This window comes from Streptomyces sp. NPDC006691 (assembly GCF_042869955.1).
Classification (GTDB): domain Bacteria; phylum Actinomycetota; class Actinomycetes; order Streptomycetales; family Streptomycetaceae; genus Streptomyces.
Genome location: NZ_JBIAGW010000018.1, coordinates 105483 through 131636 on the forward strand (window position 1 = coordinate 105483; position 26154 = coordinate 131636).

Consider the following 26154-nt stretch of genomic DNA (forward strand, 5'->3'; position numbering starts at 1 on the left):
GGGAAGCCCCGACCGTCATCGGGAAGCCTCGACCGTCACCGAGAACGAGAAGCGGTCGCCGCGGTAGTGGATGCGGGCCACGTCGACGACCCGGCCCTTCCCGTCGTAGGTGACTCCCGTGTAGTGCAGGATCGGCGAGAGCAGCGGGACCTGGAGCAGCTCGGCGGTGACCGGATCGGCGAGCCGGGCCTCCACGGTGTCCGTGATGCGCGCGATGTCCACCCCGACCGCGTCCCGAAGGACCTTCGTCATGGGCCAGCGCGTGAGGTCGGTGAGGTCGATCGCGGCGGCGACCTCCGAACGCACCGCGTTGTAGGCCCAGTTGGTCGGCTCGCCGCTCTCGTCGTCGCACCGCAGCCGCCGGTACGCCACCACCTCGGCGCTGCCCGGGAAGTACTCGGCGAGGTCGCCGGGCACCGGCTCCGGGCCGTGGCCCAGGATCGTGGTGCGCTCGCCCGACTGCTGGGCCACGATCGCGTCGATCGAACCGAGCAGCCGGACCGGGGACGCCCGCCGGGCGGCCGGCTCGATGAACGTGCCGCGCCGCCGGTGCCTGCTGATCAGGCCCTCCTCCTCCAGCTCCTTGAGTGCCTGACGCATCGTCAACACGCTCACCCCGTAGTGCGCGGCGAGCTGCTCCTCGGTGGGCAGCCGCAGCGAGGCGTCGGGGGAGCGGCCCAGTATCGAGGCGCGCAGCGACTGGGACACCTGGTACCAGAGCGGCAGCTTCCGGTTCAGGACCAGGGAGTCGGGAGCGAAGGAGGAGGTCACAGGGATTCCGTATCAGGTGGTGCTCAGGAGCGGAAGGCTCGCTTCATGAGCGGAAGTGGCGCTGAAGACCCTGCCACACGTCGTCGTAGCCCCGCTGGAGATGGTCGGCGCTCGCCGCCTGCTCGGTGGCGGTGACCGGCCAGCGCGTCTCGAACATGAAGGCCAGGCCGTCGTCGATCTTCTGCGGCTTCAGCTCGGCGGCGCTCGCCCGGTCGAAGGTCTCCCGGTCCGGGCCGTGTGCCGACATCATGTTGTGCAGCGAGCCGCCGCCGGGCACGAAGCCCTCCGCCTTGGCGTCGTAGGCGCCCTCGATCAGGCCCATGTACTCGCTCATCACATTGCGGTGGAAGTAGGGCGGCCGGAAGGTGTCCTCGCCGACCAGCCAGCGCGGCGCGAACACCACGAAGTCGACACCGGCCAGGCCCGGGGTGTCGGACGGCGAGGTGAGCACCGTGAAGATGGACGGGTCGGGGTGGTCGTAGCTGATGGTGCCGATCACATTGAAGGTGCGCAGGTCGTAGACGTACGGCGTGTGGCTGCCGTGCCAGGCCACGACGTCGAGCGGGGAGTGGTCGTAGGTCGCGGTCCAGAGGTTGCCGCAGAACTTGTTGACCACCTCGACCGGGCCCTCGACGTCCTCGTACGCGGCGACCGGGGCCCGGAAGTCCCGTGCGTTGGCGAGGCCGTTGGCGCCGATCGGACCGAGCTCGGGCAGCTCGAAGGGGCGGCCGTAGTTCTCGCAGACGTAACCCCGGGCGCTCGCGTCGAGCAGCTCGACCCGGAAGCGCACGCCGCGCGGGATCAGGGCGACCTCGCCGGGGCGGGCGGCGAGCAGGCCGAGCTCGGTGCGCAGGAGCAGTCCGCCGCGCTCGGGCACGATCAGGAGCTCACCGTCGGCGTCGCTGAACACCCTCGATTCCATCGAGGAGTTGGCGTGGTAGAGGTGCACGGCCATGCCGGTGCGCTGCGTGGCGTCGCCGTTGCCGCCCAGCGTCCACAGTCCCGCCAGCCAGTCGGTGCCGGCCGGGGGCTCCGGCAGCGGGTTCCAGCGCAGCCGGTTGGGGTCGGGGACGGACTCGGTGAAGGGCGCCGAGCGGAGGTGGCCGTTGTCGGTCCGGGTGAACGGCGGGTGCGCGGCCGATGGCCGGATCCGGTACAGCCAGGAGCGGCGGTTGCCCGCGCGCGGCTCGGTGAAGGCGGAGCCGCTCAGCTGTTCCGCGTACAGGCCGAGGGGGGCGCGCTGGGGTGCGTTGCGGCCGTGCGGGAGAGCGCCGGGGACGGCCTCCGAGCTGTGCTCGTTGCCGAATCCGCGGGAGTAGCCGAGGCCCTCCGCGATCTTCCCCGCCTGTTCGCCGGTCGATGTCGTCATCGTGCGCTCTCCTGCTCCCGTGCCGGAATCCTATGGTCAACCGTAGGATTACGATGCGGTCGCGTCAACGGGAAAACCGGCCGGGCGGGAGATGATGGGCGGGTGTCTCCTGCTCCTGATCTCCACGCGAACCTCCGCCGGGCGCCCGTGCAGCAGCGCAGCGCCGAGCGGCTCTCCCGGATACTCGACGCCTGTGCCGAACTCCTCGACGAAACCGGTTACGAAGACCTCTCCACGCGGGCCGTCGCCCAGCGCGCCGGGGTGCCGATCGGCTCGGTCTACCGCTTCTTCGGCAACAAGCGGGCCATGGCCGAGGCGCTCGCGGCCCGCAACCTCGACCGCTATGCCGGCATGATCAATGCCCGCCTCGAAACGATCGAGGCGGCCGACTGGCGCGGGGCCGTCGACGCCGTCCTGGACGAGTACCTGGTCCTGAAGCAGACCGTGCCCGGGTTCAACCTGGTCGACTTCGGCGGACCCCAGCCGGTGCCCGATGATCCCGACGCGGACGCCAACCACCTGCTGGCCGCCCGCCTCGCCGAACTGCTCCCGGCGCAGTTCGGCCGCACCCTGGACGCGGAGCTGCGCCGGGTGATCCTGGTCGCGGTGGAGGCGGCCGACGCCACCTTGCGCCTCGCCTTCCGCACCGACCCGCAGGGCGACCCGAAGATCGTCGAAGAGACCCGGCAGCTCCTGCACGCCTACCTCGCCCGCACCCTGGACTGACCCCGGCCGGGACCTCCCGGACATGCCTACCGGTCGGTATGCTCCAGGGACTCGCGCGCCGTCGCCCCGGGAGGACGAATGTCCCGCACCGCCCTGCGTATCTGCCCGCTCTGCGAAGCCACCTGCGGGCTGAGCCTCACCGTGGAGGGCACGCGGGTCACCGGTGCCCGGGGGGACGCGGACGACGTGTTCAGCCAGGGTTTCATCTGCCCCAAGGGTGCCTCCTTCGGGGAGGTCGACGCCGACCCCGACCGGCTCGGCACGCCGCTCGTGCGCCGCGACGGCGAGCTGGTGCGGGCCACCTGGGACGAGGCCTTCGACCTGATCGCGGCCCGCCTGCCGGCGATCATCGAGGAGTACGGGCCGAACGCGGTCGGCGTGGTCCTCGGCAACCCCAATGTGCACACCATGGCCGGCGCCCTGTACCCGCCCGCCCTGCTCGGCGCGCTGCGCACCCGCAACCTGTTCACCGCGAGCACCCTCGACCAGATGCCCAAGCACGTCTCCAGCGGGCTCCTGTTCGGCGACCCGTTCGCCATCCCGGTGCCCGACCTCGACCGCACCGGCCATCTGCTGCTGCTCGGTGCCAACCCGCTGGAGTCCAACGGCAGCCTGTGCACGGCCCCGGACTTCCCCGGCAGGCTCCGGGCCCTGCGCAGGCGCGGCGGCAGCCTCACCGTCGTGGACCCGCGCCGCACCCGCACCGCGAAGCTCGCCGACCGGCACGTGGCGATCCGGCCCGGCACCGACGCGCTGCTGCTCGCCGCGATCGCCCAGGTGCTCTTCGAGGAGAAGCTCACCGCCCTCGGCGCGCTCGAAGCGCGAGTCGAGGGAGTGCCCGAAGTGGCGCACGCCCTGCGGGAGTTCACGCCCGAGGCGGTCGGTCCCGTCTGCGATGTGGAGCCGGACGTGATCCGGGACATCGCCCGGGAGCTGGCCGCCGCACCCACCGCCGCCGTATACGGCCGGATCGGCAGCTGCACCGTCGAGCACGGCACCCTGGCCAGCTGGCTCGTCGACGTGCTCAACGTCCTGACCGGCAACCTCGACCGGCCCGGCGGCGCGCTCTTCCCGCTCTCCGCCACCGACCGGGCACCCCGCCCGGCCGGGCCCGGCAAGGGCTTCTCGCTCGGGCGCTGGCACAGCCGGGTCGGCGGCCACCCCGAGGTGAAGTCCGAACTGCCGCTCGCCGCGCTCGCCGAGGAGATCGAGACGCCGGGCGAGGGGCGGATCCGCGCGCTCATCGCCTCGGCCGCCAACCCGGTGCTCTCCGCGCCCGACGGGGACCGGCTCGACCGGGCGCTCGCCGGGCTCGACTTCATGGTCAGCATCGACCCGTATCTGAACGAGACCTCGCTGCACGCCGATGTCGTACTGCCCCCGCCGCCGCCCTCGCAGAGCGCCCACTTCGACTTCGCCTTCAACGGCTTCGCGGTCCGCAACCAGGTCCGTTACACCCGGCCCGCCGTGCCGCTCGCCGAGGGGCGCATGGACGAGTGCGAGATCCACGCCCGTCTCGTGCTCGCCGTCGGCGGACTGCACGGCACCGCACCCGCCGCCGTGGATGCGACGGCCATCGAGCGCACCCTGGCCAAGGCCGTCGCCGACCCGCACTCACCCGTGCACGGCCGCGACGCGACGGTGCTCGCCGCCCAACTCACCGGCGCCGGCGGCCCCGAGCGCCGTCTGGACCTCATGCTGCGGCTCGGCCCCTACGGCGACGGCTTCGGCGCCGACCCCGACGGGCTCACCCTGGAACGCGTGCTCGGCCACCCCCACGGCATCGACCTCGGCGCGCTGGAGCCGCGCCTGCCGCAGGTGCTGCGCACCCGCACCGGCCGTGTCGAACTGCTCCCCGAGCCCGTCGCCGCCGACCTGCCCCGGCTGCGGGCCGCCCTCGACGAACGGCCCGCGGCCCTGGTGCTGGTGGGTCGGCGCCATCTGCGCTCCAACAACAGCTGGCTGCACAACATCCCGGCGCTGAACGGCGGTTCCAACCGCTGCACCCTCCAGATCCACCCCGAGGACGCGGCCAGGCTCGGCCTCGCCGACGGCGCCGAGGTGCGGATCACGGCGGAGGGGGGAGCGGTCGCGGCCCCCGTGGAGATCACCGACAGCGTGCGCCGGGGCGTGGTCAGCCTGCCGCACGGCTGGGGCCACAGCCGCCCCGGCAGCCGGCTCGCGGTCGCCGCGGGCCGGCCGGGCGTCAACGTCAACCAGCTCCTCGACGGCTCACGGTTCGACCCGCTCTCGGGCACCGCCGTGCTCAACGGCTTCCCCGTCGAACTCGTACCCCTATCGTGACCTGGAGTTTTGCTCGTATTGCTCAGGTGTCAACATCTTGTTAAGGATTGAAACGGCGACCTAACGTCATCCGCACCGCCGGCCCCCGGCGCCAGTTCAAGGGTGAACGTTAGGTGTCCTGAATGCTGACCATCCTCGGCTTCGGCATGATCGCGACCTTCCTGGTCCTGATCATGCTGAAGAAGATGTCGCCCATCGCGGCGCTGGTTCTGATCCCCGCTCTCTTCTGCGTCTTCGTCGGCAAGGGAGCCCATCTCGGTGACTACGTCATCAAGGGCGTCGGCTCGCTCGCGCCGACCGCCGCGATGCTCATGTTCGCCATCATCTACTTCGGCGTGATGATCGACGTGGGCCTCTTCGACCCGATCGTGCGAGGCATCCTGCGCTTCTGCAAGGCCGACCCGATGCGCGTGGTGGTCGGCACCGCGGTGCTCGCCGCGATCGTCTCGCTCGACGGAGACGGCTCCACCACCTTCATGATCACCGTCTCGGCGATGTACCCGCTCTACAAGCGGCTCGGCATGAGCCTGGTGGTGATGACCGGCGTCGCCGCGACCGCCAACGGCGTGATGAACACGCTCCCTTGGGGCGGCCCCACCGCCCGCGCGGCGACCGCCCTGAAGCTGGACGCCTCCGACATCTTCGTGCCGATGATCCCGGCTCTCGCCACCGGTCTGGTCGCCGTCCTCGTCCTGTCGTACGTACTGGGCATGCGCGAGCGCAAGCGCGTGGGCTACCTGTCCCTCGACAAGGTCCTGGAACCGGAGGCCGAGACCGTGCTGGTCGGTGCCGGAGGCTCCGGCGAGACCCCGCGCGCCTCGGGCGGCGGCGCCGGCGCGGACGCACCCGAGGGCGACGACGGCTTCCAGGGGCTCGACCCCGCACGCGAGACCCTGCGGCCCAAGCTGTACTGGTTCAACGCGCTGCTCACCGTCGCGCTGCTCACCGTCGCGCTGCTCACCTCCATGATCATGGAGTGGCTGCCGATCCCGGTCCTGTTCCTGATCGGCGCGGCGCTCGCGCTGACCGTGAACTTCCCGCACATCCCGGCCCAGAAGGCCCGGATCGCCGCCCACGCGGACAACGTCGTCAACGTCTCGGGCATGGTCTTCGCGGCCGCCGTCTTCACGGGCGTCCTCAACGGCACCGGCATGGTCAAGCACATGGCGGACTGGCTGGTCGGCGTGGTGCCGGACAGCATGGGCTCGCAGATGGGCCTGGTGACCGGCGTGCTCAGCCTGCCGCTCACCTACTTCATGTCGAACGACGGCTTCTACTTCGGCGTCGTGCCCGTCCTCGCCGAGGCGGGCGCGGCACACGGCGTCTCCCCGCTGGAGATCGCCCGCGCCTCCCTCGCCGGGCAGGCCCTGCACATGTCCAGCCCGCTGGTTCCGGCCGTGTACGTGCTGGTCGGCATGGCCAAGGTGGAGTTCGGCGACCACACCCGGTTTACGGTGAAATGGGCGGCCCTGACCTGTCTGGTGGTGCTCGGCTCGGGCATTCTGTTCGGCATCATCTGAGCCAGGTCCGCCAGGGGGCCCTGGCGCCGAAAAACTAACGGCGCTAGTTTGAGCGGCGGACGACCACGGCGGCACGGCTCGGGAGGATTGTGATGAACGCCCACGACGGCATGTACATCGACGGCGAATGGCGGGCCGCCGCGGGCGGCGACACCATCGCGGTGCTCAACCCGGCCGACGAGCAGGTCATAGGCCACGTCCCGGCCGGCACGGCCGAGGACGTCGACGCGGCGGTACGCGCCGCCCGCGCGGCCCTGCCGGGCTGGGCCGCGACCCCGCCCGCGGAGCGCGCGGCCGGGCTCGCGGCGCTGCGGGACCAACTGGTCGCCCGCAAGGACGAGATCGCCGCGACCATCAGCGCCGAACTGGGCGCCCCGCTCCCGTTCGCCCAGGCCGTACAGACGGGCCTGCCGATCGCGATCGCCGGCTCCTACGCGGAACTCGCCGCCTCCTACTCCTTCGAGGAGAAGGTCGGGAACTCCACGGTCTACCAGGAGCCGGTCGGCGTCGTCGGGGCGATCACGCCCTGGAACTATCCGCTGCACCAGATCGTCAACAAAGTAGCTCCCGCGTTGGCGGCGGGCTGCACGGTCGTCCTCAAGCCCGCCGAGGACACGCCCCTGACCGCGCAGCTCTTCGCCGAGGCGGTGCATGAAATCGGCCTGCCCGCCGGGGTGTTCAACCTGATCACCGGGCTCGGCCCGGTCGCGGGCCAGGCCCTCGCCGAGCACGAGGGCGTCGACCTGGTCTCCTTCACCGGCTCGACGGCCGTCGGCAAGAAGATCGGCGCCACGGCCGGCGCCGCCGTCAAGCGGGTCGCCCTGGAGCTGGGCGGCAAGTCCGCCAACGTCATCCTGCCCTCGGCCGACCTCGCCAAGGCCGTCAACGTGGGCGTCGCCAACGTGATGGGCAACTCCGGCCAGACGTGCAGCGCCTGGACGCGGATGCTGGTCCACACCGACCGCTACGACGAGGCCGTCGAGCTGGCATCGGCCGCCGCGGCCAAGTACACGGTCGGCGACCGCGTCGGCCCGCTCGTCAACGCCAAGCAGCTCGCGCGGGTGCGCGGCTACATCGAGCAGGGCGTCCGGGAAGGCGCGCGCATCGCCGCGGGCGGCGCCGAGGCGCCCCTGGAGCAGGGCTACTACGTCTCGCCCACGATCTTCGCGGACGTCACCCCCGAGATGACCATCGCCCAGGAGGAGATCTTCGGCCCGGTCGTCTCGATCATCCGGTACGAGGACGAGGACGACGCCCTGCGCATCGCGAACGGCACCGTGTACGGCCTGGCCGGCGGGGTCTGGGCGGGCGACGACGCGGAGGCCGTGGCCTTCGCCCGCCGCATGGACACCGGCCAGGTCGACATCAACGGCGGGCGCTTCAACCCCCTTGCCCCCTTTGGCGGTTACAAGCAGTCGGGGGTGGGCCGCGAGCTCGGCGTCCACGGTCTGACCGAGTACCTCCAGACCAAGTCGCTCCAGTTCTGAGACCCTCTCCGTCCGCCCTCCCCTCGCTCAGGAGTCACGCACGCCATGGTTCGCGCCGCCGTACTGCCCGCCGTCGGCTCTCCGCTGGAGATCACCGACATCGACCTGCCCGCGCCGGGCCCCGGCCAGGTGCGGGTCCGCCTGGCCGCCGCCGGGGTCTGCCACTCCGACCTCTCGCTCACCAACGGCACGATGCGGGTCCCGGTCCCGGCCGTCCTCGGCCATGAGGGCGCGGGCACGGTCGTCGCCGTCGGCGAGGGCGTGACCTCCGTCGCCCCCGGCGCCGAGGTCGTCCTCAACTGGGCTCCGTCCTGCGGCAGTTGTCACCCCTGCTCGCTGGGTGAGGTGTGGCTCTGCGTCAACGCCCTGAACGGCGCGGGCGCGGTGTACGCGCACACCGCCGACGGCACCGAGCTGCACCCGGGCCTGAACGTGGCCGCGTTCGCCGAGGAGACCGTCGTCGCGGAGAACTGCCTGATCCCGCTCCCCGAGGGCATCCCGCTCACGGAGGCCGCGCTGCTCGGCTGCGCGGTGCTCACCGGGTACGGGGCGATCCATCACTCGGCGCAGGTGCGGCCGGGCGAGACGGTCGCGGTGTTCGGCGCGGGCGGCGTCGGCCTCGCCACCCTCCAGGCCGCCCGGATCGCGGGCGCGGGGCAGATCGTCGCGGTCGACGTCTCCCCGGACAAGGAGGGGCTGGCCCGCGAGGCCGGGGCGACCGACTTCGTGGTCGCCTCGCAGACGACGGCCAAGGACATCCGCAAGCTGACCGGCGGCCAGGGCACGGACGTGGCCGTCGAGTGCGTGGGCCGCGCGGTGACGATCCGTACCGCGTGGGAGTCGACCCGGCGCGGCGGCCGTACGACGGTCGTCGGCATCGGCGGCAAGGACCAGCAGGTCACCTTCAACGCCCTGGAGATCTTCCACTGGGGACGCACGCTGGCGGGCTGCGTCTACGGCAACTGCGACCCCGCGACCGACGTCCCGATCCTGGCCGACCACATCCGCGCCGGCCGCCTGGACCTCAACTCACTTGTCTCCGAGCGCATCGCCCTCGACGGCATCCCGGCCGCCTTCGACACCATGCTGGCGGGCAAGGGCGGCCGGGCGCTGGTGGTGTTCTAGGGCGACCGGCGAGGGCAGGGGCGGCCCACCCCCGGCGGCCGCGGCGGGCACCACCGCGGCCGCCGCGCCGCCGGAGGCAGGCCCGGGGCGGGACCGGGAGACGGCCACCCCCGCGAGGCACACCGCCCCGCCCGCCAGCGTGAGCGCGGCCGGTACCTCGTGCAGGACCGCCCAGGACATCAGGACGACCAGCGTGGGCACGACGTACGTCGTCGCCCCCATCCGGCTCGCCGAGGTGCGGGCCAGTGCGTATGCCCAGGTGGTGAAGGCGAGCGCGGTCGGGAACACGCCGAGATAGACCGTGTTGAGGGTCGCCGAGGCCGGCGCGCGCGAGGCGTCCGAGACGAGCTGCCCGCTGAAGGGCAGACAGGCGAGGGTCCCCACCAGGCAGGCGAAGAACGTCACTTGGAGCGGGCTGCCGTGCCGCAGCGCGGGCTTTTGGAGCACGACCCCGGCCGCGTACGTGGCCGCCGCGACCAGGCACAGGACCACCCCGAGCACCGACGCGTGCCCGTCGCCCGACATCGAGAGCCCCACGGCGATCGCGCCCGCGAAGGAGACGGCCATCCCCGCGACCAGCCGCGGCGGCAGCGCCTCGCCGAGGAAGCGGGCGGCGAGCAGCGCCATGAGGAGGGGCCCGATGTTCACGATCATCGCGGCGGTGCCGGCGTCGACCTGCTGCTCGCCCCAGTTCAGGGCCACCATGTAGCAGGCGAACCAGAGCACGCCGGACGCCACGATGCCCGGCCAGGCGCCCCGCGGCGGCAGCCCCTCGCGACGTATCAGCATCAGGAGGCCGAGCACGAGCGTGCCGGCGAGCAACCGGCCCAGGGCGAGCGCGCCGGGGGAGTAGGCGGCGCCCGCGCTGCGGATCGATACGAAGGCCGAGGCCCACAGCACGACGGAGACCGCCGCCGCGGCCAGGGCGAGCCGGGCGGCACGGCGCTCGGGCGAGGAGTTCGTCATGGTCATGCGAGGACAGTAGGCGCAGCGCGCCCCGGACCCGGCCGAATTTCCGGGCGGTTCGGGCGCGCCCCTGAACTCCCTTGCGGGAGCGCGGAGTTCGACGGAGCGGGCCGGGGCTAACCGTCCAGCGCCTCGTACTGGAGGCTGAGCCCGTCGAGCAGTGCCCGAAGGCCCGTCTCGAAGGCGCCCTCGTCGATCTCCTGCTGCCGCTCGGCGAGCAGATGTGCCTGCCCCAGGTGCGGATAGTCCGCCGGATCGTAGGCCGCCTCGTCGTCCACGAAGCCCCGGGCGAACGAACCGAGCGCCGAGCCCATGATGAAGTACCGCATCAGAGCGCCGATCCGGGTCGCCTGGGCCGGGGGCCACCCCGCCGCGACCATCGCGCCGAACACCGCGTCCGCGAGCCGCAGCCCGGCCGGCCGGCGGCCGGGCCCCTGTGCGAGCACCGGCACGATGTTGGGGTGCCGGGTGAGCACCGAGCGATAGGCCAGCGCCCAGTCGTGCAGGGACGTACGCCAGTCGCGCCCGTCGTCCGCGTCGAACATCGACAGGTCGACCTGTGCCGAGGTGGCGTCGGCGACGGCCTCCAGGATCTCGTCCTTGGTGCGGAAGTGGTTGTAGAGCGAGGGTCCGCTGACCCCGAGCTCCGCGGCGAGCCGCCGGGTCGAGACGGCCGCGAGGCCCTCCGCGTCCACGAGCGCGCTCGCCGCCGCGACGATGCGGTCGGTGCTCAGGAGGGGCTTGCGCGGTCGGGCCATGCGGCACATAGTAGGGCCTGCCAACCAAAAACTAGCAGTGGTAATTAAATCTGGGGTGCAGCGAACATGAACCTGGAGCTGAGCGAGGAACAGGCGGCGGTCCAGCGGCTCGCCGGGGAGTTCGTCGAGCGCGAGATCACCCCGCACGTCATCGAGTGGGACCGCGCCGAGAACGTCGACAAGTCGATCGTGAAGAAGCTGGGTGCGCTCGGCTTCCTCGGGCTCACCATCGACGAGGAGTACGGCGGCTCCGGCGGCGACCACCTCGCGTACTGCCTGGTCACCGAGGAGCTGGGGCGCGGCGACTCGTCGGTGCGCGGCATCGTCTCGGTGTCACTGGGCCTGGTCACGAAGACCATCGCGTCCTGGGGCGGCGAGGAGCAGAAGCGCGCCTGGCTGCCCCGGCTCACCTCGGGCGACGCCATCGGCTGCTTCGGCCTCACCGAGCCCGGCACGGGCTCGGACGCGGGCAACCTCGCCACCAGGGCGGTCCGGGACGGCGACGACTACGTCATCAACGGCACCAAGATGTTCATCACCAACGGCACCTGGGCCGATGTGGTGCTGCTCTTCGCCCGCACCGGCGACACCCCGGGCCACCGGGGCGTGTCCGCCTTCCTGGTCCCCACCGACACCCCCGGCCTCTCCCGCCGCACCATCCACGGCAAGCTCGGCCTGCGCGGCCAGGCCACCGCGGAACTGGTCCTGGAGGACGTACGGGTCCCGGCGGCCGCGCTGCTCGGCCCGGAGGGCAAGGGCTTCTCGATCGCGATGTCGGCGCTCGCCAAGGGGCGGATGTCGGTCGCGGCCGGCTGCGTCGGCATCGCACAGGCGGCCCTGGACGCGGCCGTCAAGTACGCCGGTGAACGCGAGCAGTTCGGCAGGTCCATCGCGCACTACCAGCTCGTCCAGGAGCTGATCAGCGACATCTCGGTGGACGTGGACGCGGCCCGGCTGCTGACCTGGCGGGTCGCCGACCTCATCGACCGCGGCCAGGACTTCGCGACCGCGGCGTCCAAGGCGAAGCTGTTCGCCTCCGAGGCCGCGGTGCGGGCCGCCAACAACGCCCTCCAGGTCTTCGGCGGCTACGGCTACATCGACGAGTACCCGGTCGGGAAGCTGCTCCGTGACGCCCGCGTGATGACCCTGTACGAGGGCACGAGCCAGATCCAGAAGCTCATCATCGGCCGTGCGGAGACCGGGATTTCGGCCTTCTGAACCCGGGCGCCCCGGTCGCGCGGACGAGGGCCCGGGCGACTGAGTACGTACTGAGTACGAGAGCGGATGTGGCACGTGCCACATCCGCTCCATGCTGTCGCCATGAGTGAGACACAGGTCAAGCAGCAGAACACCGCGGCGTACTACGGCCAGGCCGTCGCCGCCTTCGCGATCGCGCTGGTCGCCACCGCGATCGGCATCCTCCGCCTTCAGGCCGACGCCTGGGTCCGCGCCTTCCTCGCCATGGCGGTCCTCTACCTCGTCACCTCCGCCTTCACCCTGGCCAAGGTGATCAGGGACCGCCAGGAGGCCGGCCAGATCGTCAGCCGCGTCGACCAGGCCCGCCTGGAGAAGCTCCTCGCCGAGCACGACCCGTTCCAGAAGCTCTAGGCGTTTCCGGCCGAGGCGGCCGGACCCGCCGGACAGGCTCTAAGCGCTTGCTCACCTTCGGGGTATGGTGTTCGTCCCGCTGAACGATAAGCGCCGACGGACGGAAGGGGCGAGCGATGGGTACGGCTGACGTGACCGAAGAGACGGCCAACGGCGAGGAAAAGCCCTGGGGCGAAGTCACTCCCGAGGCCGCCAGGAGACTGCTGGTCGCCGCCGTCGAGGCGTTCGCGGAGCGCGGCTACCACGCCACCACGACCCGGGACATCGCGGGCCGGGCCGGCATGAGCCCGGCCGCGCTCTACATCCATTACAAGACCAAGGAAGAGCTGCTCCACCGGATCAGCCGGATCGGGCACGACAAGGCCCTGGAGATCCTGCGGTCCGCGGCCGAGGCCGAGGGCAGCGCGGCCGATCGGCTCTCCGCCGCCGTACGCTCCTTCGTCCGCTGGCACGCCGGGCACCACACGACGGCCCGTGTGGTCCAGTACGAACTCGACGCGCTCGGCGCCGAGCACCGCACCGAGATCGTGGAACTGCGCCGGCGGAGCGACGCCGCGGTGCGCCGCATCCTCAACGAGGGCGTGGCGGCCGGTGAGTTCGACGTCCCGGACGTGCCCGGCACCACGCTCGCCGTGCTCTCCCTCTGCATCGACGTGGCCCGCTGGTTCAACACCGAGGGCCGCCGCACGCCCGACGAGGTCGGCGCGCTCTACGCCGACCTCGTGCTGCGGATGGTGGGGGTCCAGAAGTAGCGGACCCGGCCTCGAAGGCCGAAGCCCGGGAAACCGCTGGAAGTCGGGGCCGCGCTCAGAAGAAGTAGCGCGAGACCGACTCCGCCACGCACACCGGCTTGTCGCCGCCCTCGCGCTCGACGGTGACCTTCGCGGTGACCTGTACCCCGCCGCCCGCCTCCACGACCTCCGTCAGCTCCGCCGTCGCGCGCAGCCGCGAGCCGACCGGCACGGGGGAGGGGAAGCGGACCTTGTTGGTGCCGTAGTTGATGCCCATCTTCATGCCCTCGACGCGCAGCACCTGCGGCACCAGGGTCGGCAGCAGCGACAGCGTCAGATAGCCGTGCGCGATCGTCGTGCCGAAGGGCCCGGACGCGGCCCGCTCCGGGTCGACGTGGATCCACTGATGGTCGCCGGTGGCGTCCGCGAACAGGTCGATGCGCTTCTGGTCGATCTCCAGCCAGTCGCTGTGCCCGAGCTGCTCGCCCACCCCGGCCTTCAGCTCCTCGGCGGACGTGAAGATCCTCGGCTCTGCCATGTCCCTGGTCCCTGCCTCTCGCGACGCTCTCGCCGTCATGAACAAGCGCCTGCGCAAGCACCTGTACAAGCGCTTGCTCAGCTAGCTCAGCATGGTTCGGGCCGCCGGTCCTGTCAACGACGTACGGCGGTGGGGGTGGGACCTGCGGTGGTGGGGGGTGGGGGGAAGGCGGCGCCGGGTCAGGGGGCGGGGACAGTAGGGTTCGAGGGGTGCCGCAGATTCCAGAGAAGATCCACGAGCTCACGGTCGGGCAGCTGGCCGCACGCAGCGGAGCCGCCGTGTCCGCCCTGCACTTCTACGAGTCCAAGGGCCTGATCGTCAGCCGCCGCACCTCCGGCAACCAGCGGCGCTACTGCCGCGACACCCTGCGCCGGGTGGCCTTCATCCGGGCCGCGCAGCGCGTCGGCATTCCGCTGGCCACGATCCGCGACGCACTGGCCGGACTCCCCGAGGAGCGCACGCCCACCAAGGAGGACTGGGCCCGCCTCTCCGAGAACTGGCGGACCGAACTCGACCGGCGCATCAGCCAGTTGGGCCGCCTGCGCGACCACCTCTCGGACTGCATCGGCTGCGGCTGCCTGTCCCTGGACAACTGCGTCCTGTCCAACCCGGACGATGTCTTCGGCACCACCCGGGTCGGCTCCCGGCTGCTCGCCGAACGCGAGGGCTGAGGGCTGGGGGCCGGAAGGGGGGCAGCTTGTTCGGCGCCGCCGCCCACTCGCGCAGCCCGGCCCGCCCCTCTCGCGGACGCCCGCTCCTCCCGCTCGCGGACGCCCGCTCCTCCCGCTCGCGCCGCCCGCTCCTCCCGCTCACGCCGCCGGCCCCTCCCGCGGACGCCGGCCCGCCCTCACGCGCGGGCCAGGGCCGCCCTCACCAACTCGGCGTTGGAAGCCGCCGGTTCGCCGTTCGGCAGCACCAGTACGTCCTCCAGGCCGATGCGGGTGTCGAGGCCGAGCGAGCGCGCCAGGCGCAGCACCGGCCAGGCGCCCGCGTCCTCGCCGTGCAGCAGCACGGGCCTGCCGTGTGCCGTACCCAGCTCGGCCAGCAGGGCGCGGGCCGTCGGCTCGGCTTCCCCCGGCGTCGGGGCGGTCACCTCGGCCAGGATCCGCAACACCCGTGACACATAAGGGGAGGTGAGGAAGCGGCGGGCTCCGTCCGTGCCGGACCGGATGCCCGCCTCGATGCCCACGCCCCGCTCCAGCAGGGCTGCCGCCACCTCGTCGGCGCCGTCCTCGTGCCAGTTGACCGAGGCGTAGTCGGGCAGCACCGTCCAGGACCGGACGCGCTCGGCGCGGCGTATCGGATCCGGCTCGGCCCAGGCGCCGGTGGTCACCCCGACCGGCACCTCCACCGCCACCCGTATCGCCTCGACGGCCGGGCCCACCACGCGCGGTGAGAGCGAGTCGCTGCCGCACGGTGTCTTGGGATGTACATGGACCTCGGACGCACCCGCCCTCACCGCGGCGGCCGCGGACTCGGCGAGGGCGGCCGGGGACAGGGGCACCGCCGTGCCGTCACCCGCACCGCGTGCGCCGTTCAGACAGACCTGGATCATGCGTTCGATGGTGCCAGGGCCCACTGACAACCGCCCCGGGACCACGGACAGGGCAGGGTTCCCCGGCAACGCGCGGTCTCCTGACACAGGGGGGTCTCCTGACACAGCGGGGTCTCCTGGCGGTGCGGGGTCTCCTGACAACGCGGGGGAGAGTCGGCTCGCCCCCGCGCCGCTCACGCCACCGATGCCAGCTCTCCGCGCCGTGCCGCCTTGGCCCGCGTCAGTGCCTCCGTGGTCAGCACGGGGCGCGGGACCAGAATGCCGCAGCCCGAACAGACCGGCCCGAACCACGGTTCGTGGGACAGGTCCTGGCTCCACACCAGCCGCCTTCCCCCGCACACCGGGCACCCCGCGCCGGGTGTGGTCCGCAGCGCCGCGATCATGCGGCCGAGTACCTCGGCCAGCGGCTCGGTGGGATGCGTGCGCGGATCGTCGCACCACGCCACCCCGAAACCGCCCCAGGTCCGCCGGTGCCAGTCGTCGAAGGAGCCCGGGCGCCGCAGCCCCGCGTGCTTCTCGCGCTTCCTGCGCGCCGCGAACTCCACTTCGTAGGCGAGCCAGACCGTCCTGGCCGCCTCCAGTTCCTCCAGCGCGGCCACCAGCCGCGCCGGATCGGGGGCCCGGTCCTCGGGCCCGATGCGGTGCCTGCCGCACAGATGGTCCCAGGTCGCCCGGTGCCCGTAGGGGGCGAACCTCTCCAGACACTTGCGCAGCGAATAGCGCCGCAACGCGAGGTCGTTCCTCGGGTCGCGCACCTGTCTCGCCAGACTGCGGAAACCAGCCATGGCCCTGCCACCTCCGTCGCTCGTACTTCGGCGTCGAGGAATGGACGTACCGGATGACGATCCGGCTCCATCGAAATTCCGATGGAGTCCATTACGGGGGATTCGCCTACCCTGTCCCAAGGCTTGGAATCCGATTCTCAGGAACTCCTCACAACGTGGCCCGTATGCGCCGGTTGCCCCGGCGACCTGCGGTAACACGCAAAGCCCCTGGCCGAGGGCGGGTCGGAGAAGGGGCCGAGGCGGTCGCGGGCGGGATTGACCCGTGCCTCGGGAAACGCGTCAACCCATCCCATCCCTCAGGGCACTTGTGCGTCATGGGCACGGCCCGCATCCGTCCGCCCCACATAACCCTGCGAAGGCCGGAAGGAATACGCGCGCCGACGGAGGCCGAAAGGGCACAGCGTCCGGTGGTACGGCGCCGCGCTCGCGGAGCCGATCGGGCGAGCGTGTGGGGATTCGGAGAAGGTGACGCATGTTCACCTTACGGCGTGCCGTACCCCCCAGTAGCCTCCCGCGCATCGGCCCCCACTAGGAGCGCGCATGCGACGACGCACCGCAAGGCTCACAACACCCGGAACATTCGGCAGACTTCGACGCACGACGGCCATCGGACGCGGCAGAGCCGCCGCGTGTGCCGTCACCGTCCTCGCCCTCTCCGCGGCCCTGCTCGGCCCCGCCGCCCAGGCCGGCGCCGCCGAACCCGCCGACGGCGACCACTGCCAGGGGCAGTGCTCCGACATCCTGCCGCCCGGCGCCAACGGCAACGCCACCCTCGTCGAGATCCTCGGCAACAAGGTGTTCGGGACCCACCCCGCACACAGCGACGACGAACTCGGCAAGTACGACGCGCTGGTGGCGGGCCAGTCCTCGCTCACCGACGACAAACTCAACTCCTTCTTCAACGACGCCTCCTTCGGGGTGCCGAACGGCCAGGCGCAGTCGACCAGTTCGCCCCGCCCGGACGTCACCATCACCCGGGACAAGGCGACGGGCGTGCCGCACATCAAGGGCACCACGCGCTACGGAACCGAGTACGGCGCGGGGTACGCGGCCGGGCAGGACCGGCTCTGGCTGATGGACCTGTTCCGGCACATCGGGCGCGGCGAGCTGACCTCCTTCGCGGGCGGCGCCCTCGCCAACCAGGGCCTGGAGCAGGAGTTCTGGCCGCAGGCCCCGTACACCGAGGCCGATCTCCAGGCGCAGGTCGACCGCATCCGCACCACCAACGGGCCCCGCGGCGAGCAGGCCATGGCGGACGCGCAGGCCTACGTGGACGGCATCAACGCCTACGCCAAGCAGTCCAAGGACGGCCGGTACTTCCCGGGCGAATACGTCCTCACCGGCAAGATCGACTCCATCACCAACGTGGGGGAGATCCAGCCCTTCAAGCTGACCGACCTGATCGCGCTCGCCTCCGTGGTGGGCGGGCTGTTCGGCGGCGGGGGCGGCGGCGAAGTGCAGGCCGCGCTCTCGCTCCAGGCCGCGCAGGCCAAGTACGGCGTCGCCGAGGGCACCAAGGTCTGGGAGTCCTTCCGCGAGCGCAACGACCCCGAGGCCGCGCTCACCGTGCACGACGGCACCAGCTTCCCGTACGCGGGCAAGCCCGCCGACGCGCAGGGCGCCGCGCTGCCCGACCCGGGCTCCGTCGTGCCCGAACAGCTGGTCTACGACCGCACCGGCTCGGCGAACACCCATGCCAAGGCCGATGTGAAGGTCCCGCAGAACCTCAAGCCGCTGAAGGGCATGTACGACAACGGGGCGCTGCCCGGCGTCGACCTCGGCAAGCCGCGCGGCATGTCCAACGCCCTCGTGGTGTCCGGCTCGCACACGGCGAGCGGCAACCCGGTAGCCGTCTTCGGCCCGCAAACCGGTTATTTCGCGCCACAGTTGCTGATGCTCCAGGAGATCCAGGGGCCCGGCATCAGCGCCCGGGGTGCCTCCTTCGCCGGGGTCGGCATGTACGTCCAGCTCGGCCGCGGCCAGGACTACGCCTGGTCGGCCACCTCCGCGGGCCAGGACATCACCGATACCTATGCGGTGGAGCTGTGCCAGGACGCCACCCACTACGTCTACCGCGGTGTGTGCACGCCGATGGAGAAGCTGGAGAAGACCAACAGCTGGAAGCCGACCGTCGCCGACACGACCGCGGCCGGTTCCTATCGGATGCAGGTGTGGCGCACCAACTACGGCATCGTGACGGCCCGCGCCACCGTGGGCGGCAAGCCCGTCGCGTACACCTCGCTGCGCTCCACCTACCGCCACGACGCCGACTCGATCATCGGCTTCCAGATGATGAACGACCCCTCGTTCGTCAAGGACGCCAAGACCTTCCAGGAGGCGGCGCAGGCCGTCGACTACACCTTCAACTGGTTCTACGCGGACTCGCGAACGGCGGCGTACTACAACAGCGGTCTGAACCCGGTCCGCGACCCGGACGTCGACCCGTCGCTGCCCGTCAAGGCGGAGCAGGCCTACGAATGGCAGGGCTTCGACCCCGCCGCCAACACGGCCGCGTACACCCCGCCCGCCCAGCACCCCCAGTCGGTCGGCCAGGACTACTACGTGTCCTGGAACAACAAGCAGGCCAAGGACTACTCCACGGCCGGCTTCGGCGACGGATCCGTGCACCGGGTCAACCTCCTGGACGACCGGGTGAAGGCCCTGGTCGCGCAGGGCGGTGTGACCCGCTCCTCGCTCACCCGGGCCATGGCCCAGGCAGCCGTCACCGACCTGCGCGGCGAGGACGTGCTGCCCGAGCTCCTCAAGGTGCTGCGCGGCGCACCCATCACCGATCCCCAACTGGCCACCGCCGTCCAGCAATTGGAGGCATGGCAAGGTGACGGAAGTCAGCGCCGCGAGACCGCGCAGGGCTCGCACACCTACACCCATCCCGACGCGGTGCGGCTGATGGACGCCTGGTGGCCGCTGCTGGTCGAGGGGGAGTTCCGGCCCGGTCTCGGCGACCCGCTCTACAGCGCCCTCACCACCAACCTCGGCATCGACGAAGCGCCCTCGGCCGGGCACGGCCCGACCGGCGCCCACGCCGGGTCCGCCTTCCAGTACGGCTGGTGGAGCTATGTCGACAAGGACCTGAGGACGGTCCTGGGCGAGAACGTGCAGGGTCCGCTGGCCCACGCCTACTGCGGCGGCGGCCAGCTCGCCGCCTGCCGCGAGGGCCTGCTCGGCACGCTCAAGCAGGCCGTCGCCAAGACTCCGGCCCAGGTCTATCCCGGGGACGCCGGCTGCTCGGCGGGTGACCAGTGGTGCGCCGACAGCATCACGCAGCGCCCGCTCGGCGGCATCACCCAGTCCACCATCAACTGGCAGAACCGGCCCACCTATCAGCAGGTGGTCGAGTTCCCCAGCCACCGCTAGGGAACGGACGGCCGCGGGTCAGGGTGCGACGATCCTGCCCGCGGCCAGCACCACCCGGGCCAGCTCCGGGTGGCAGATGTCGCTGTGCGCACCGGATGGCGGGCCGCCGTCCTTCACCACCGCCGCCGCGTCCACGCTGACGCAGCCCGAGTCCGGCACCCCGTCGCGCAGCGCCTCGGCGAGCGTGAGCGTGGTGCAGGGGCTGACCGCCTGGATGCCGTCGTGGCCGATCGCCCACCACCGCCGGTCGAGGCCGGGCAGCGCGCTCGCGTAGTCGCCGGACAGCGCGGAGGCCACGGGGTAGATCACGCCGAGCGCGGTGTCGAAGTGCGAGTAGCAGGACACGACCGGGCCGTCGACCCGGCCCTGCGCGTCGCTCAGGGCGCCCGCCCCCGAGAGCCCCTCCGGCAGCCGCTCCGCGAACGTGTAGTGCGAGAAGGCGCCTTCGAGCAGCGTCACCGACTTCACGTTGCGCGCCCCGCCCGGCAGCCCCTTCAGCGCGAAGGCGACCAGGCGTGCGCCCTGGCTGTGCCCGACGAGATGGATGCGCAAGTCCGGTCGGGCCAGGGTGAGTTGGCCGATCAGTGGGCCGAGGCCGCGCTGGCCGACCGTGCCCGCCCGGTGCTTCATCTCGTAGTACGTCGTCTGGCGGAGCACCTCCTTCGCGCCGTCCCAGAGGTGCTTGAGGGAGCCGCCGATCGAGAACGAGGGCCCCGGCGGCCCCGGACGCACGGCCATGCCGGTGTCGGCGAGGGCCGCCGTGAACCGTTGGCACAGGCCGAGGATGTCGTCGGTCAGGATCGCGGGCGAGGCTCCGGGGCCGTCCTCCGTCGCCAGGTCCCCGGGCGTGCCCGGCCCGGTCGTGGGAACCGTCACCAGCTGCCGGGTCAGCCGGGCGAAGTCGGTGAACGCGGCCTCGTCGTCCGGGCGTTGCTCCAGATGTCCGGCGATCCGGTCGATCGCGGCGTCCTGGCCGGGGAAGAACCCCTTGAGCGCGGCGACGGTCGCGCCGTCCAGTCCGGGCCCGGTGGGTGCGGTCACCGCCGCGGCGTGCGGGAAGTTCGGGATGGTCTCGTCCGTGAAGCGGATCGACGGCCAGATCACCCCGCCGTAGCCGAGGCGGACCCCGGCCGACCCGCTGACCCAGGCGGGGAACGCCGCGAAGAAGGCTCGGAACAGGCTCCTCGCGTTGTCGGGGGTGTTGTTCCAGCCGTGCGCGAACAGCACCAGGTCGGTGGCGTCCACGCCGGTCAGGGCCGTGCGTTCGGCGGGATCGGCGTCGCCGTCCGCGTCGAAGGTGATCTCCCGGTACGGCTCGACTCCGATGTCCGTCATGCCCCGACCTCCGGTCCGCTCGACGATGAGCGCCCTCCATCGTCCCGCCGCACCGTGGACCTGGCCATATGCGGGACGGGGTGGAGCGGTGGGGATCCCGGCGTTCGTGCTGCGGCTCAGCCGTGAAGCAGCTGCTTCAGCCGTACATCAGGTACTTGCGGCGTACGGTGCGGAACGCTTCGAGCCCCGGCTGCCAGGCGGCGACGACCTCGTCCGTGGTGGCGCCGGCGTCGATCATCGTCCGTACCAGGGTGGAGCCCGTCAGCTTGTCGATCCAGTGGTCCGACCGCCAGGCGAAGCCGCTCCAGGCCTGCTTGGCGGTGACGAGGAGCGCGATGCCGGTGCGTACCGGGTCGTACAACTCCCTTTCGTGGACGTGCAGTTGTACGCCGCCGATGGTCCTCCCCGCGAACTTGGAGAAGGTCGGCGCGAAGTACGCCTCGCGGAACCGTACGCCGGGCAGGGCGAGTCGGCCGAGCGCGGCCGCCCAGCGGCCGTCGATCCCCTCGGCGCCGAGGAGTTCGAACGGCCGGGTCGTGCCGCGGCCCTCCGACAGGTTGGTGCCCTCGAAGAGACAGGTGCCGGAGTAGACGAGGGCGGTGTCGGGGGTGGGCATGTTGGGGCTGGGCGGCACCCAGGGCAGGGCGGTGCGGTCGTAGAAGTCGGTGCGGCGCCATCCGGTCATGCCGACGGTCGTGAGGCGGACCTTCCCGCCGAGGAACTCGGCGTTGAAGAGCCGGGCGAGTTCGGCCGCCGTCATCCCGTGCGCCTGGGCGATGGGCCTGCGCCCGACGAAGGTGGCGAACGCCGGGTCCAGGACCGGGCCGTACGCGGCCCGGCCGGTCACCGGGTTCGGCCGGTCCAGGACGACGAACCGCTTGCCGGCGAGGGCTGCGGCCTCCATGCAGTCGTAGAGCGTCCAGATGTAGGTGTAGAAGCGGGCGCCGACGTCCTGGATGTCGAAGACGACGGTGTCCACGGCGGAGGCGGTGAAGATGTCGGCGAGGGGTTGGCCGCTCTTCGTGTACGTGTCGTAGACGGGCAGCCCCGTCGCCGGGTCGTCGTAGCGGCCCTCGGAGCCGCCGGCCTGGGCGGTGCCGCGGAAGCCGTGTTCGGGGCCGAAGACGGCGGTGAGGCGCACGCGGGGGTCGGCGTGCAGGACGTCCACGATGTGGCGGACGTCCTGGGTCACGCCGGTGGGGTTGGTGACGATGCCGATGGACTGGCCGGCCAGGGGGGTGTAGCCGTCGGCTGCGAGCCGGTCGAATCCGGTACGGGTGGGGGTGGGGCTGGTGGGGCTGGTGGGGTGGGGTTCCGGGGTGGTTCCCGTGCGGGGCCCTGCGGGGGCTCCTGCGGTGGTTCCCGTGTGGGGGGCTCCTGTGGCGAGGGCGGCCGCCAGCACGTCCCGTCTGGAGGGAGTCATCCTCCGGACGCTAGCCCCTGGGGTGGGGTTTGGGAACGCTCCATGCCGGGGCCCTCCGGGGGTTGGGCTGGGGGAGGTTTGCCCGCCCTCCCGCCCGTTGCCCGGGGTTGGTTGGTCCCGGCCCCGGGGGCTCTGCCCCCGGACCCCCGTTCGCGCCTTGAGGGCGCTCGTCCTCAAACGCCGGACAGGCTGAAAGTGCCTCGGTGCGGGCCGGTATCGAGGTACACGGGCCGCCTACAGGGGCGCGGGGAACTGCGCGGGAAGTGGGCAGGGTCCGCAGCCGGAACGGGGGTTAGGGGCGCGGGGAACTGCGCGAGAAGCGGGCACGGTCCGCAGCCGGAAAGGGTGGTTGGGGGCGCGGGGAACTGCGCGAGAAGCGGGCACGGTCCGCAGCCGAGAAAGGATGGTTGGGGGCGCGGGGAACTGCGCGGGAAGGGGGCACGGTCCGCAGCCGGGAAGGGGGTTGGGGGCGCGGGGAACTGCGCGAACGGCCACGCGCGGTGGGAGGGCGAGGGGCGCGGCCGGGCGGGCGGGCACGCGCTGTGCGAGGGGCACAGTGGGGCGGGCCGGGTGTGCCCGGAGGGAGGGGGCGGGGGGTTCCCCCGAGACATACCGACTGGTTAGTCTGTCGGGGCATTCGGCACGCAGAGAGGCGGGTCCAGATGAGTACGGGACAGCCGGGGCACAGCCCCGCGGTCGTCGTCACCGGCGCGGGCGGCGGCATCGGAGCCGCCCTCGCCCGCAGATTCGCGGCGGAGGGCGCCCGCGTCGTCGTCAACGACCTCGACGCGGACAAGGCCCACCGCACCGCCGAGGAGATCGGCGCGATCGCCGTACCGGGCGACGCGTCCACCGTCGTCCCCGCCGCCCGCGACGCGCTCGGCGGCACCATCGACGTCTACTGCGCCAACGCGGGCCTGGGATCGGGGGGTTCGGAGGCCGCCCCCGAGGACGTCTGGGCCGCGGCCTGGGACGTCAACGTCATGGCCCACGTACGCGCGGCCAAGGAGCTGCTGCCCGCGTGGCTGGAGCGCGGCGAGGGCCGCTTCGTGTCCACCGTCTCCGCCGCCGGGCTGCTCACCATGATCGGCGCCGCCCCGTACAGCGTCACCAAGCACGGCGCGCTCGCCTTCGCCGAGTGGCTGTCGCTGACCTACCGCCACCGGGGCGTGAAGGTGCACGCCATCTGCCCGCAGGGGGTCCGCACCGACATGCTGGCCGCCACCGGAACGGCCGGCGACCTCGTGCTCAGGCCCACCGCGATCGAGCCGGACCAGGTCGCCGAGGCCCTCTTCGCCGCGATGGCCGAGGACCGCTTCCTGGTGCTGCCCCACCCCGAGGTCGCCGATTACTACACGGCCCGGGCCGCCACCCCCGACCGCTGGCTGACCAGCATGAACCACCTCCAGCAGAAGTGGGAGGCCGACGCCGAATGACCTCGATCTACGCGGCCAAGCCCTGGCTCGCCCAGCTCAGCGAGGCCCAGCGGGCGGACATCAGCCCGCCCGAAACGGTGCTGCACTCCTTCCGCGCCGCCGTCGCCCGCGCCCCCGAACACACCGCTCTCGTGTACTTCGACGGCCGGCTCAGCTACGCCGAGACCGACGCGCTGTCCGACTCGGTGGCCGGCCACCTCGCCGCCCGGGGCCTGGTCCGCGGCGACCGCGTCGCGCTCATGCTCCAGAACACCCCGCACTTCGTCATCGCCCTGCTCGGCGCCTGGAAGGCCGGCGCCACCGTCGTCCCGCTGAACCCGATGTACAAGTCGGGCGAGGTCGCGCACGTCCTGCGCGACGCCGAGGTCGCCGCCCTGGTGTGCTCCGATCGCGCCTGGGAGGGGTATCTGCGGGATACCGCCGCCGACTCGACGGTCCGGGTCGCGCTCACCGCCTGCGAACTCGATCTCCAGAGCCTCGACGACGAGAGGGTGTTCGGCGGCTACGAGCGGCTCCCCGTACCGGCCGACACCGACGATCTCGTCACCGTCGCACGGCAGGGGCTGAAAGCACCTTCGGACCGGGAACTGTCCGCCGCCGACACGGCGTTGATCAGTTACACCTCCGGTACCAGCGGGACCCCCAAGGGCGCGATGAACACCCATCGCGGCATCACCTACAACGCGGAGAGGCAGCGCACGGGACATCCGATAGCGGAAGGCTCGGGCTACTTCGCGCTCGCGCCGCTCTTCCACATCACCGGCATGGTCTGCGAACTCGCCGCCTGCGTCGCCAACGCGGGCACGCTGATCCTGGCCTACCGCTTCCACCCGGGCGTCGTCCTCGACGCGTTCGCCGAACACCGCCCCGCCTACACGGTCGGACCCTCCACGGCCTTCATGGCGCTCGCGGCCACCCCCGGCGTCACCCGGGAGCACTTCGCCTCCTTCGAGGTCATCTCGTCGGGCGGCGCCCCCCTGCCGCCCGCGCTCGTCGAGAAGTTCCGCGCTGACTTCGGGCCGTACATCCGCAACGGTTACGGCCTGACCGAGTGCACCGCCCCCTGTGCCTCGGTGCCGCCCGAGAAGGTGGCGCCCGTCGACCCGGTGTCCGGCACGCTCTCGGTCGGCGTGCCCGGGCCCGAGACCGTGGTGCGGATCGTCGACCTCGAAGGCAACGACGTACCGTTCGGCGAGCAGGGCGAGATCGTGGTGCGCGGACCCCAAGTGGTGCCCGGTTACTGGCGCCGCCCCGAGGCCACCGCCGAGGCGTTCCCCGACGGGGAGCTGCGCACCGGCGACATCGGCTTCATGGACCGCGACGGCTGGCTCTACGTGGTCGACCGGATGAAGGACATGATCAACGCGTCCGGCTTCAAGGTCTGGCCGCGCGAGGTCGAGGACGTCCTCTACACCCACCCCGCCGTCCGTGAGGCGGCCGTCGTGGGCATTCCCGACGCCTACCGGGGCGAGAGCGTCAAGGCGTACGTCAGCCTGCGCCCGGGTGCCGAGGCCGATCCGGCCGAGCTCGCCGCGTACTGCAAGGAGCGGCTCGCCGCCTACAAGTACCCGCGCGTGGTGGAGGTCCTGGCGGAGCTTCCCAAGACCACGAGTGGGAAGATCCTCAGGCGGGAGCTGCGCACCCAGGCGTAGCGCCCGGCGCAGCGACACAGCAGGACCGGAACAGGGCGAGGGGCCACGGCCCCCGCGCACGTACGAGAGAAAGGTGGCGGCGATGGCCAAGGCGACGGACACGAGCGGCACCACCCCCGTCCCCCAGCGGCTGCTCGCCGCCGCCACCCGCCTGTTCGCGGAGAACGGCTACGACCGCACCTCCGTACAGGAGATCGTCGAGGCCGCCGGCGTCACCAAGGGCGCGCTCTACCACTACTTCGGCTCCAAGGAGGACCTCCTCCAGGAGGTCTACGCCCGGGTGCTCCGCCTCCAGCAGGAGCGGCTCGACGCGTTCGCCGGTGCGGACGCGCCGATCGAGCAGCGGCTGCGCGAGGCGGCCGCCGACGTGGTGGTGACCACCATCGACAACCTCGACGACGCGGCGATCTTCTTCCGCTCGATGCATCAGCTGAGCCCGGAGAAGAACAAGCAGGTGCGCGCCGAGCGCCGCCGCTACCACGAGCGGTTCCGGGCGCTCATCGAGGAGGGCCAGGCCGCCGGGGTGTTCTCCACCGCGACCCCGGCCGACCTGGTGGTGGACTACCACTTCGGCTCGGTCCACCACCTGTCCACCTGGTACCGGCCGGACGGGCCGCTCACCCAGCAGCAGGTCGCCGATCACCTCGCCGACCTGCTGCTCCGTGCGCTGCGTCCCTGATCCCGAACTGC

The 26154-nt window shown here is 71.9% G+C and carries 22 protein-coding genes; 13 read left to right on the forward strand and 9 right to left on the reverse strand.

The genetic code is table 11. The features are described from left to right. Positions 1-15 precede the first annotated feature (15 nt). Complete coding sequence (locus ACFYNP_RS30365; protein WP_388411126.1) at positions 16-771, reverse strand: GntR family transcriptional regulator; 756 nt, start codon at positions 769-771, stop codon at positions 16-18. A 43-nt stretch (positions 772-814) separates the two neighbouring features. Then, positions 815-2140 (reverse strand): homogentisate 1,2-dioxygenase, encoded by a 1326-nt coding sequence (hmgA, locus tag ACFYNP_RS30370; RefSeq protein ID WP_388789959.1) that lies wholly within the window; start codon positions 2138-2140, stop codon positions 815-817. 102 nt (positions 2141-2242) lie between these two features. Between hmgA and ACFYNP_RS30375 the strand changes: the two genes are divergently transcribed. The 5 genes from ACFYNP_RS30375 (at position 2243) to ACFYNP_RS30395 (ending at position 9302) form a co-directional block, all read left to right on the forward strand. Then, on the forward strand, positions 2243-2866 hold the full coding sequence (locus ACFYNP_RS30375) for a TetR/AcrR family transcriptional regulator (RefSeq protein WP_388789961.1): 624 nt from the start codon (positions 2243-2245) through the stop codon (positions 2864-2866). A gap of 78 nt (positions 2867-2944) precedes the next feature. Then, positions 2945-5170, forward strand: a complete 2226-nt coding sequence (locus ACFYNP_RS30380; RefSeq protein WP_388789964.1) for a molybdopterin oxidoreductase family protein — start codon at positions 2945-2947, stop codon at positions 5168-5170. Between the two features lie 122 nt (positions 5171-5292). Continuing rightward, positions 5293-6690, forward strand: a complete 1398-nt coding sequence (locus tag ACFYNP_RS30385; RefSeq protein WP_388789967.1) for a CitMHS family transporter — start codon at positions 5293-5295, stop codon at positions 6688-6690. A 92-nt stretch (positions 6691-6782) separates the two neighbouring features. Beyond that, positions 6783-8177: an aldehyde dehydrogenase family protein gene (locus tag ACFYNP_RS30390; RefSeq protein ID WP_388789969.1), complete on the forward strand. Its 1395-nt coding sequence runs from the start codon at positions 6783-6785 to the stop codon at positions 8175-8177. 45 nt (positions 8178-8222) lie between these two features. Further along, a complete protein-coding gene (locus ACFYNP_RS30395) occupies positions 8223-9302 on the forward strand; it encodes a Zn-dependent alcohol dehydrogenase (protein ID WP_388789972.1) in 1080 nt (359 codons plus the stop codon). Here ACFYNP_RS30395 and ACFYNP_RS30400 read toward each other — a convergent pair. Beyond that, positions 9207-10274, reverse strand: coding sequence for a DMT family transporter (locus ACFYNP_RS30400; protein WP_388789974.1), 1068 nt, complete (start codon positions 10272-10274; stop codon positions 9207-9209). The two genes, ACFYNP_RS30395 and ACFYNP_RS30400, sit on opposite strands and share 96 nt — an antisense overlap. 110 nt (positions 10275-10384) lie before the next feature. Continuing rightward, positions 10385-11026, reverse strand: coding sequence for a TetR/AcrR family transcriptional regulator (locus ACFYNP_RS30405; protein ID WP_388411151.1), 642 nt, complete (start codon positions 11024-11026; stop codon positions 10385-10387). 66 nt (positions 11027-11092) lie between these two features. Between ACFYNP_RS30405 and ACFYNP_RS30410 the strand changes: the two genes are divergently transcribed. From ACFYNP_RS30410 to ACFYNP_RS30420, 3 genes are all read left to right on the forward strand, one after another. Beyond that, on the forward strand, positions 11093-12244 hold the full coding sequence (locus ACFYNP_RS30410; RefSeq protein WP_388789977.1) for an acyl-CoA dehydrogenase family protein: 1152 nt from the start codon (positions 11093-11095) through the stop codon (positions 12242-12244). 102 nt (positions 12245-12346) lie between these two features. Next, positions 12347-12634: a YiaA/YiaB family inner membrane protein gene (locus tag ACFYNP_RS30415; RefSeq protein ID WP_100577020.1), complete on the forward strand. Its 288-nt coding sequence runs from the start codon at positions 12347-12349 to the stop codon at positions 12632-12634. A gap of 116 nt (positions 12635-12750) precedes the next feature. Further along, positions 12751-13386 (forward strand): TetR/AcrR family transcriptional regulator, encoded by a 636-nt coding sequence (locus ACFYNP_RS30420; protein WP_388411157.1) that lies wholly within the window; start codon positions 12751-12753, stop codon positions 13384-13386. Positions 13387-13441: 55 nt separating this feature from the next. On the opposite strand, the gene ACFYNP_RS30425 is transcribed toward ACFYNP_RS30420, so the two are convergent. Continuing rightward, the gene (locus ACFYNP_RS30425) at positions 13442-13903 is read right to left on the reverse strand and encodes a MaoC family dehydratase (RefSeq protein WP_100577022.1); all 462 of its coding nucleotides are present in this window, start codon (positions 13901-13903) and stop codon (positions 13442-13444) included. A gap of 209 nt (positions 13904-14112) precedes the next feature. On the opposite strand from ACFYNP_RS30425, the gene soxR reads away from it, so the two are divergent. Then, a complete protein-coding gene (gene soxR, locus ACFYNP_RS30430) occupies positions 14113-14574 on the forward strand; it encodes a redox-sensitive transcriptional activator SoxR (protein WP_388411159.1) in 462 nt (153 codons plus the stop codon). Positions 14575-14750: 176 nt separating this feature from the next. Here the strand turns inward: soxR and ACFYNP_RS30435 are convergent, their stop codons facing one another. Together ACFYNP_RS30435 and ACFYNP_RS30440 are read right to left on the reverse strand one after the other, a co-directional pair. Further along, the gene (locus tag ACFYNP_RS30435) at positions 14751-15458 is read right to left on the reverse strand and encodes a 3-keto-5-aminohexanoate cleavage protein (protein ID WP_388789979.1); all 708 of its coding nucleotides are present in this window, start codon (positions 15456-15458) and stop codon (positions 14751-14753) included. A 173-nt stretch (positions 15459-15631) separates the two neighbouring features. After that, a complete protein-coding gene (locus tag ACFYNP_RS30440) occupies positions 15632-16243 on the reverse strand; it encodes a hypothetical protein (RefSeq protein ID WP_388411163.1) in 612 nt (203 codons plus the stop codon). A gap of 540 nt (positions 16244-16783) precedes the next feature. On the opposite strand from ACFYNP_RS30440, the gene ACFYNP_RS30445 reads away from it, so the two are divergent. Then, the gene (locus tag ACFYNP_RS30445) at positions 16784-19618 is read left to right on the forward strand and encodes a penicillin acylase family protein (RefSeq protein WP_388789982.1); all 2835 of its coding nucleotides are present in this window, start codon (positions 16784-16786) and stop codon (positions 19616-19618) included. Between the two features lie 18 nt (positions 19619-19636). Here the strand turns inward: ACFYNP_RS30445 and ACFYNP_RS30450 are convergent, their stop codons facing one another. Continuing rightward, positions 19637-20953, reverse strand: a complete 1317-nt coding sequence (locus tag ACFYNP_RS30450) for a serine-threonine protein kinase (protein WP_388789985.1) — start codon at positions 20951-20953, stop codon at positions 19637-19639. A 136-nt stretch (positions 20954-21089) separates the two neighbouring features. Beyond that, complete coding sequence (locus tag ACFYNP_RS30455) at positions 21090-22376, reverse strand: exo-beta-N-acetylmuramidase NamZ domain-containing protein (protein ID WP_388789988.1); 1287 nt, start codon at positions 22374-22376, stop codon at positions 21090-21092. Between the two features lie 662 nt (positions 22377-23038). Here ACFYNP_RS30455 and ACFYNP_RS30460 point away from each other — a divergent pair. From ACFYNP_RS30460 to ACFYNP_RS30470, 3 genes are all read left to right on the forward strand, one after another. Continuing rightward, positions 23039-23812: an SDR family oxidoreductase gene (locus ACFYNP_RS30460; RefSeq protein WP_388789991.1), complete on the forward strand. Its 774-nt coding sequence runs from the start codon at positions 23039-23041 to the stop codon at positions 23810-23812. After that, positions 23809-25464 (forward strand): class I adenylate-forming enzyme family protein, encoded by a 1656-nt coding sequence (locus ACFYNP_RS30465; RefSeq protein WP_388789994.1) that lies wholly within the window; start codon positions 23809-23811, stop codon positions 25462-25464. The genes ACFYNP_RS30460 and ACFYNP_RS30465 overlap by 4 nt, the downstream gene beginning before the upstream one ends. Positions 25465-25546: 82 nt before the next feature. Next, on the forward strand, positions 25547-26143 hold the full coding sequence (locus ACFYNP_RS30470) for a TetR/AcrR family transcriptional regulator (protein ID WP_100577030.1): 597 nt from the start codon (positions 25547-25549) through the stop codon (positions 26141-26143). Positions 26144-26154 lie beyond the last annotated feature (11 nt).

Coding starts and splice junctions, on each gene's coding strand:
- ACFYNP_RS30390 (WP_388789969.1), top strand. CDS start 6,783: ATGAACGCCCACGACGGCATGTACATCGACGGCGAATGGCGGGCCGCC.
- ACFYNP_RS30420 (WP_388411157.1), top strand. CDS start 12,751: ATGGGTACGGCTGACGTGACCGAAGAGACGGCCAACGGCGAGGAAAAG.
- ACFYNP_RS30385 (WP_388789967.1), top strand. CDS start 5,293: ATGCTGACCATCCTCGGCTTCGGCATGATCGCGACCTTCCTGGTCCTG.
- ACFYNP_RS30405 (WP_388411151.1), bottom strand. CDS start 11,026: ATGGCCCGACCGCGCAAGCCCCTCCTGAGCACCGACCGCATCGTCGCG.
- ACFYNP_RS30460 (WP_388789991.1), top strand. CDS start 23,039: ATGAGTACGGGACAGCCGGGGCACAGCCCCGCGGTCGTCGTCACCGGC.
- ACFYNP_RS30395 (WP_388789972.1), top strand. CDS start 8,223: ATGGTTCGCGCCGCCGTACTGCCCGCCGTCGGCTCTCCGCTGGAGATC.
- ACFYNP_RS30470 (WP_100577030.1), top strand. CDS start 25,547: ATGGCCAAGGCGACGGACACGAGCGGCACCACCCCCGTCCCCCAGCGG.
- ACFYNP_RS30400 (WP_388789974.1), bottom strand. CDS start 10,274: ATGACCATGACGAACTCCTCGCCCGAGCGCCGTGCCGCCCGGCTCGCC.
- ACFYNP_RS30450 (WP_388789985.1), bottom strand. CDS start 20,953: ATGACGGACATCGGAGTCGAGCCGTACCGGGAGATCACCTTCGACGCG.
- ACFYNP_RS30465 (WP_388789994.1), top strand. CDS start 23,809: ATGACCTCGATCTACGCGGCCAAGCCCTGGCTCGCCCAGCTCAGCGAG.
- ACFYNP_RS30445 (WP_388789982.1), top strand. CDS start 16,784: ATGCGACGACGCACCGCAAGGCTCACAACACCCGGAACATTCGGCAGA.
- ACFYNP_RS30380 (WP_388789964.1), top strand. CDS start 2,945: ATGTCCCGCACCGCCCTGCGTATCTGCCCGCTCTGCGAAGCCACCTGC.
- ACFYNP_RS30425 (WP_100577022.1), bottom strand. CDS start 13,903: ATGGCAGAGCCGAGGATCTTCACGTCCGCCGAGGAGCTGAAGGCCGGG.
- hmgA (WP_388789959.1), bottom strand. CDS start 2,140: ATGACGACATCGACCGGCGAACAGGCGGGGAAGATCGCGGAGGGCCTC.
- ACFYNP_RS30410 (WP_388789977.1), top strand. CDS start 11,093: ATGAACCTGGAGCTGAGCGAGGAACAGGCGGCGGTCCAGCGGCTCGCC.
- ACFYNP_RS30415 (WP_100577020.1), top strand. CDS start 12,347: ATGAGTGAGACACAGGTCAAGCAGCAGAACACCGCGGCGTACTACGGC.
- ACFYNP_RS30435 (WP_388789979.1), bottom strand. CDS start 15,458: ATGATCCAGGTCTGTCTGAACGGCGCACGCGGTGCGGGTGACGGCACG.
- ACFYNP_RS30440 (WP_388411163.1), bottom strand. CDS start 16,243: ATGGCTGGTTTCCGCAGTCTGGCGAGACAGGTGCGCGACCCGAGGAAC.
- ACFYNP_RS30455 (WP_388789988.1), bottom strand. CDS start 22,376: ATGACTCCCTCCAGACGGGACGTGCTGGCGGCCGCCCTCGCCACAGGA.